We start from the raw sequence: 7,106 nt of genomic DNA on the forward strand, positions 1-7,106 counted from the left end.
TGCTTGTCGGCGTCTTGCCTGTCTTATTCTCTCGACGTAGCAGGCCACGCCTTCAAAAATAAGACAGACAAGATACTCAACAATCAAAGGAAATCTGTACAGGCCCTAGCCGACCGATTGTGGCTAAACACGCCAGATGGGTGTTGCCTAGAACTTTAACGAGGCACTGAATTCGATGGTAAAGGGGCGCAGATAGCTGCCAGTCATCAGCGTGTTGCTGAACTTCGAGGCCTCGTCTTTGGTTGTAAGCTCTGCTCCGGCAATGCTTCCTTTGGCTCCTGTTTGGTTAAGGAAGTTCACAACAGTGCATCCTAACGATAGTTTGGGGTTCACTTGCCAGTTCACTCCGCCGAAGGTTTCCCAGCGGCCATTGAAGTAATAGGCCTCATTGATGTTGGCGTAGGTCTTGCTGAAATAGCGGAAACTAGTCCACAGCTTGATGTCGGGTGTTATCATATAGCTGGGATCAAACTCCACAATGACGTTAGGTATCTCGGCCACGGTGTTGCCAGTGGCATTGATTTTTCCCACATAGCCGTCGGAAAACTTAACCGACGTTTCGTATTTCTTGTATGTGGGGCTCTGATAAGTAAAGAGGAAGTGTACGTCTAGACCCTTGATGGGGCGAGCGACGATGTCGGTGGTCCAGCCGATGGTTTGTATGTCGTAGGTAAGCGGAGCTGCCATAATCTCTGAGTTGTGCTGAAGGTTCAGCGTAGAGTTGTTGTTGGTTTTCGAGATATACGAGAACAGCGATGTTAACGACAGCCATGAGTTGTTGAAATATATGCCGGCACGGCCGAGTGGAACGGAAATTCGCTCGGTATTGGGCAGCGTTGCAGGCGAGAAAGCCTCGAACTTGGGATGCTGAACGATGTAGGTGAAGTCGCCTGTAAAGCCAAAGCTGGGAGTAATTTTATAGGTGGCGGCCACAGCAAGGTCGTAGTTCAGCCAGTTGTAATCCAGTGGAGTGGGCGTAATCTTGGTGCCGTCGGGTGCCGTAGCGCCATTATAATAGTTGGCAAAGCGTCCAACATAATCGCCCGTAGTGTTCTTCACGGCTAGGTTTTCGCCTTTTAGGTGTTGCATTTCGATGCGTGCGCCATAATAAAGATTGAGCTTTGGCGTTGGGTCCCAGTCGTGCGTGAAGTATAAAGCCACCTTGTTCTCGTAGCCATTGTAAAACTCGGAGGCATTCTTATTATAGTCGTAAAATACGGAATTGCCCTGATTCTTGTCGAAAAGACGTAGCGCATAGTCGCCATCCGAGGGCACACTCTGGGCATACATCGAGGTGTTTGAGGTGTAATCTACGTGGTAATACCATTCGTTTAGCCCAAGGCGCAGCGTGGAGTTGCTCAACTTCTTGCTCAGTTCGGTGGTTAGCAACAACTCGTTCACATCGCCAGAGTTGAGGCACGACATGCGTGTCTGTACGTATTCGCCCATATATTTCACTTCGTTCCCGCTGATGTCGCGATACATAAAGTTGTAGGTTGGCGATGCTGCGCGGTTGATGAGCGACATGGGGGTTTGATAAACCAATGCCGCATGGCCGTGATCGAAACGCGCTGCAAACTTCCACAGCAACCCTTTACCTAGGTCTAGGCTGTTGATAAGCGACACCTGACTGGAACGGTTGGCTATGGCATCGTACATGGACGTTTCTTTTAGCTGGCCAGTGCGCATGTCGCGATAGGTGATGTTGGGTTCAATTGGTAGGTACGAAGTGGTTCCTAGTTTGAATTGTCCGTACTCGCGCACGCTGCCGTCGCCCACATAGTAGAACGGAGCCGACTGTGTGGCGTAGGTATAAACGGGATGGCTGTTGCTGTAAGCGTACATCGCGGTGAACTTTCCGCGGCCTTCGGCGTACTGCTTGGTGAGCGAAGCCTTGTAAATCTGCGTGCGGTCTTGCAGTTGCGACGACTTAATCTTAAACGTTCCTGGGTCGAAATCCTGGTACATGCTGGCACTGTAAAACCATCCTGCACCCAAACTGCCGTTCAGGTTGAGTGAAATCTCTTGTAGTCCAAAGTGGTTGGTCTTGTAGTTTAGCAGTCCATTGAACCCCTCTTCGCCCATACGGGTGAACGAATTTACGGCATAGCCAATGTTACCTGTAGTTATAGCCGTTTCTGCAATTTTGAGTAACCCTTGATGTTCTAAACTGGCATCGGCTCGCCACAGCGAGTTAACACTCCGCGGATTGGTGGCGTAGGTTACTGGCAGGCCGTTTTCAAGCACATTGACGTCGGCCGAAGGAAGCCCAATTTGTATCTCGCGTGGCCCGTTTGCACTGGCGGCGTTGAGCATTACGTTGCGGTTCCCCTCTTCCTTACTTGTGGTTGATTGACTCTCTTTTTGCTTTTTTGCCTGCGTCTTGTCTTGCGCAGTTACGGGCAATGTTAGCACCGTGATGGCAAACGCCGCCAAAAGCCATTTTTCCAAAACATTTTGCTGCATAGATAGATATTGTTTAGATGTTGATGATAGACTGGTAGAACCCTGCCTTATACCGTTTTGGCGGATATTGGATGTGAGGCATGCGGGGTTGGTTTACTCTCTCTCCCAAGGCGTGTGGGCACCGGATACCTGCGGTGCACTTAGCTTATAGCTCAATACAACCTTTTTACAAAGATAGGTTTTATTTATAATAAAGTGTGTAAAGAAACGTGCATTTTATGTCCAACAACATAAAATATGACGTTTAGGTGAATGTTTCGGGTGGTTTAGAACAAACGTTGCACGTATATTTGCCCCTTGTTATGGCGATAAAGTGCTCTTTTCCTAGGCATGAAACAACGATAAAGCGGCCGTTTTATGAAGGAGAGCCGCCTTATTTATGGCTATGGATGGGTAGGATGCCGACAAGCAAACGAAAGATGAGCAGGAAGAGATGAAAACAACTTAAGATATTTGATAAGCTGACTAATGAATCGATTGGGGTTTGAGAACGGCGTGCTTTTAGTGTCCATATACAACAAAAAAGAGGCTCTCTCTTTCGAAAGAACCTCTTCTAAGGTTGTCCCAGATGGACTCGAACCACCGCTGACAGAACCAAAAACTGTAGTGCTACCATTACACCATGGGACAATTAACGGGTGCAAAGGTACTTGTTTTCGGGCATGCCACCAAATTTTAACCCAACTTTTTTATGCTTGATGGGCAAAAAATGTGGAGAAGAAGGGGCGAAAAGGACTTTTAAAGGTGAAAGGGTGAAAGGGTGAAAGGATGGCTGCGCCCTTAAAGGTGAAAGGGTGAAAAATTGAAAAGGTGAAAAGATGGCTGCGCCTTGCTCGCTTGTCAACTTATCTACTTGTCCACTGGCGAAGGTGAAAGAAAGGTTGCGCCACCAGTCTTGTTAACTCGTTAACTTGTTACTTGTCAATGACAAGTGCGACCGTATCTGCAAATGAACGTGTGCGGTTTGCTGGGCTAATTACTAGAAATTCTAGTAAATCTTGTCGGACTGGTCCGACTGGTCGGACTTGTCAGACCTGTCAGACCTGTCCGACCCGTCTGACCCGTCTGACTAGGAGAACTAGAAGAGCTAGATAAGATAAACTAGCCCCGCTAGCTTAATTAGCCAAATGCCTGAAACTCATTAACCCGCCTGCCACCGCCTCGTTTTTTGTCTGCTTTTCCGTACAGCTTTTAACACTATGGCTGCCCTTTTTATCCACCACCTCACCCACTTGCCCCAAAAAATCGATTCTCGCGAGGGTTCGTTTTGATGCAAAAAGGGGGGGCTTGTGAATGCGGCAAAATGAATATTTATTTCAAAAGACCGCCATTTGCATGCTTTTGGAGGCCATTTGCTACTAAATGCAGTGTGTTTTGGTGCCAAATGCTGTGCGTTTTGATGCTAAATGCAGTGCATTTTGGTGCTAAATGCAAGGAGATAAGCATAAAAATACACAGGAATAGTATAAATAAAACCTTTCAGAACCATCAAAAACATGGTCAAAAAGGGCAAAACGACCGTTAAAAAGTGGGATTTTAGGGGCTAAATGTGCGTAATTGGGCTTGAGAAATTTTGAGTTGGCAACCAAACTAGAAAGGCAAAATGGTGCAAAATGCAGGTTTCGCTCCTAAAAACAGACAAAACAAAAGGCGTGAAAGACTAAAAATAGTGACTATTTACCCACTTTACGGCCTAATTTTTCGCTAGAACGGAGTGAAATTTAGAGTGCATTTGTAAAACAAAAGATAAAATTTTAAGTTTTCAGCCGGTGAGTTATTTGCGTTGATAAGTTGATAAGTTGATGAGTTTGGGAGTTATTTGAGTTGATGAGTTATTTGAGTTGATGAGTTTATAAGTATGGGCGTTTGGGTGTTGATGGGTTTGTGAATTGCCGAGTTAATGCGGAGGTGATTTTTTAAGTTGACGGGTTGATGTATTCGGGACACTAAAATATGTTTTTATATGGTAGTACGTTGCGTATTACTATTAAGCACCCAATTTTCTAAAGAAGAACAGAAAACATCAAAGCTAGGAGCAACCATTATCAATCCTTCTTCCAATGAATACTCATGATAAAGTGCTTTAATTATCCCCGTTGAAACCTCTATCCAAATATCATTACCACATCCATCATCAGCAAAGGGGATATGGGTTTGGACAAAATAATCTAGCTGAGCGTCATCCTGTAATTGAAGATTCCTAACCTTAACGATATCATCAAGCTTTAAAAAGAATCCTATTTCTATTTTATCCCAATCCCCCTTTTCAATAGAATAAAACGCATGCCTAAACATCATTGCCTGCTTTGGGAACAAGACACCATCAAACATGAGATAAAATTGAATGAAACTATTGATCTTATTACCATCAACTCCCAAAGCCTGCCTTATTTTTTCTTCGGAAAGCCGAGAGTCCCTGCCTTCATATAACAATCTGTTATCGGTAAATAAGTTCATTTTTTACTTCTTCTTTTATTACTTTGCCTATTGTTTCTTGCATGCTGTACTTAAAAGCATTGACATAGGCACGTATAATTCAACAACGAAAACCCTGCTTGTGCACACTAAAAAAAGCGAGGTGGGTTCCAAGATGCACATTAAATGTACTTGGAACCCACCTTCGTTAAGACTACGACAAGCCTTCGATTACGCCGTTAACGACGTCGATGCGTTCGGCTTGTGGACTCTTTGGCAAGCCAGGCATGCGCATGATGTCGCCTGCAACAGCCACAATCATTTCCGAACCCGTGTTGATAACAAAGTCGCGGATGGTGATGTCGAAGTTAGTAGGCAGTCCGTAGGCCTTCGCATCCTCCGAAAACGAGTATTGCGTCTTAGCAACACACACGGGGAAATGCTCTAAGCCCAGTTCCTTAATGCGCGCCAACTTCTTCTTGGCGGCAGGTTTCAGCACCACCTTGTTTGCCCCATATATGTTTTGGGCAATCTTACGCACCTTCGTTTCGATGTCGTCGGCATCGTCGTAAAGCATACGCAGCGGTTCAGAGGGGTTCTTCTCGATGGTTTTAACCACCAATCGTGCGATGTTTTCCGCCCCTTTTCCGCCCTCGCCAAAGGCCGTGTTGAGCGCAAAGCCCACACCAAGTTCCTCGCAATGGCGGCGAACGACGTCTAATTCCTCGTCGGTGTCGGTGGCAAAGCGGTTCAGGCACACCACCACCGTTTGGCCAAAGGCCTGCATGTTGGCGATGTGCTTGTCCATGTTGGCCAATCCGCGGCGCACGCCCTCCACGTTAGGCTCCTTTATTTCCTTTTCGTTCACACCGCCGTGCATCTTCAACGCCTGCGCGGTAGCCACCAAAACGGTTAGTTTGGGCGAGATGCCCGCCTTTCGGCACTTGATGTCGAAGAACTTTTCTGCGCCCAAGTCGGCACCGAATCCCGCCTCCGTGATGGCATAGTCGCCAAAGGTCATGGCCATTTTAGTTGCAAGCACGCTATTGCAGCCGTGTGCGATGTTGGCAAAGGGACCGCCGTGGATAAAGGCCGGCGTATTCTCGATGGTCTGAACCATATTGGGATGGATGGCATCGTGCAGGATGGCAACGATGGCACCGCCCACACCCAGGTCTTTAACGGTGAAGGGCTTGCCTTGCAGCGTTACGCCCAGCAGCACGTTGTCGATGCGGCGGCGCAGGTCTTCTTCGCTTGTTGCGAGGCAGAAGATGGCCATTATCTCCGAGGCGGGCGTGATGTCGAAGCCCCCTTCGGTAACGATGCCGTCGGTTTTTCCGCCCAATCCCGTAACGATGGTGCGCAGGTTACGGTCGTTCACATCGAGAACGCGCCGCCACAACACCTCTTTCATGCCGAACCCGTCGTCTTGGTGTTGGTAAATATAGTTGTCTAGCAGGGCAGCAATCATGTTGTTAGCCGAAGTGATGGCGTGGAAGTCGCCCGTAAAGTGCAAGTTAATCTTCTCCATCGGCAACACCTGTGCATATCCACCGCCAGCTGCTCCCCCCTTCATGCCAAAGCATGGGCCTAGCGAGGGTTCGCGTAAAGCAACCACGGCGTTCTTCCCTATGCGGTTCATGCCCAGGGCCAAGCCCACGCTGACCGTGGTTTTACCGTTTCCGCTTTTGGTGGGCGTAATGGATGTAACCAAGATGAGGTTGCATTTCTTTACGCGCTCTTCGTCGATGAGCGTGTATGGAACTTTGGCGATGTGTTTGCCATAGGGTTCTAACTTAACGGCAGAAATGCCAGCCTTCGCGGCAATGTCGTTAATAGGCAACAGTGTAGCCTCACGGGCAATCTCGAAATCTGTCTTCATAGATGTGTAAAGCGTTAGTATAGTAATAATCTTATTGATTTAACTCTGGGTCAAATTTAGGTTATTTTTTTGCAACAGCCAAGCGTTTTGCCAATAAAAAGACAACGAAAGGTGCATTTTGTACATGCAGAGGATGGGTAAGGTGCACAGTACCAACCACAACGGTGAAGAGGAGAGGGGAGGCGGCAACACATGCAACGGCATCACTTTCTGCCCTTCGGCCTACCCTATTTCCCGAAAAATGTAGTACCTTTGCACCACGATAACAACGGTTAGGCATAGCCTAACACACTTTTCCTACAACAAACGTAATGAAAAAGCTATATATTGAGACCTACGGCTG

3 protein-coding genes and 1 tRNA gene are annotated in these 7,106 nt (G+C 47.3%); all 4 read right to left on the bottom strand.

Annotated elements, in window-relative coordinates; translation table 11 throughout:
* Nucleotides 1-147: 147 nt before the first annotated feature.
* The 4 genes from BN93_RS01245 to BN93_RS01265 all read right to left on the bottom strand — a co-directional run bounded on the left by BN93_RS01245 (nt 148) and on the right by BN93_RS01265 (nt 6,763).
* Entirely contained in the window at nt 148-2,466 is a 2,319-nt protein-coding gene (locus tag BN93_RS01245) for a TonB-dependent receptor (protein WP_019186538.1), read from the bottom strand.
* Between the two features lie 559 nt (nt 2,467-3,025).
* A tRNA-Gln gene (locus BN93_RS01250) sits at nt 3,026-3,096 on the bottom strand.
* Nucleotides 3,097-4,425: 1,329 nt separating this feature from the next.
* Nucleotides 4,426-4,923 (bottom strand): SMI1/KNR4 family protein, encoded by a 498-nt coding sequence (locus tag BN93_RS01260; protein ID WP_019186541.1) that lies wholly within the window; start codon nt 4,921-4,923, stop codon nt 4,426-4,428.
* A gap of 172 nt (nt 4,924-5,095) precedes the next feature.
* Entirely contained in the window at nt 5,096-6,763 is a 1,668-nt protein-coding gene (locus tag BN93_RS01265) for a formate--tetrahydrofolate ligase (protein WP_019186542.1), read from the bottom strand.
* Between the last annotated feature and the right edge of the window lie 343 nt (nt 6,764-7,106).

The sequence above is a fragment of the Prevotella conceptionensis 9403948 genome (genome assembly GCF_000312305.1).
GTDB classification, from domain to species: domain Bacteria; phylum Bacteroidota; class Bacteroidia; order Bacteroidales; family Bacteroidaceae; genus Prevotella; species Prevotella conceptionensis.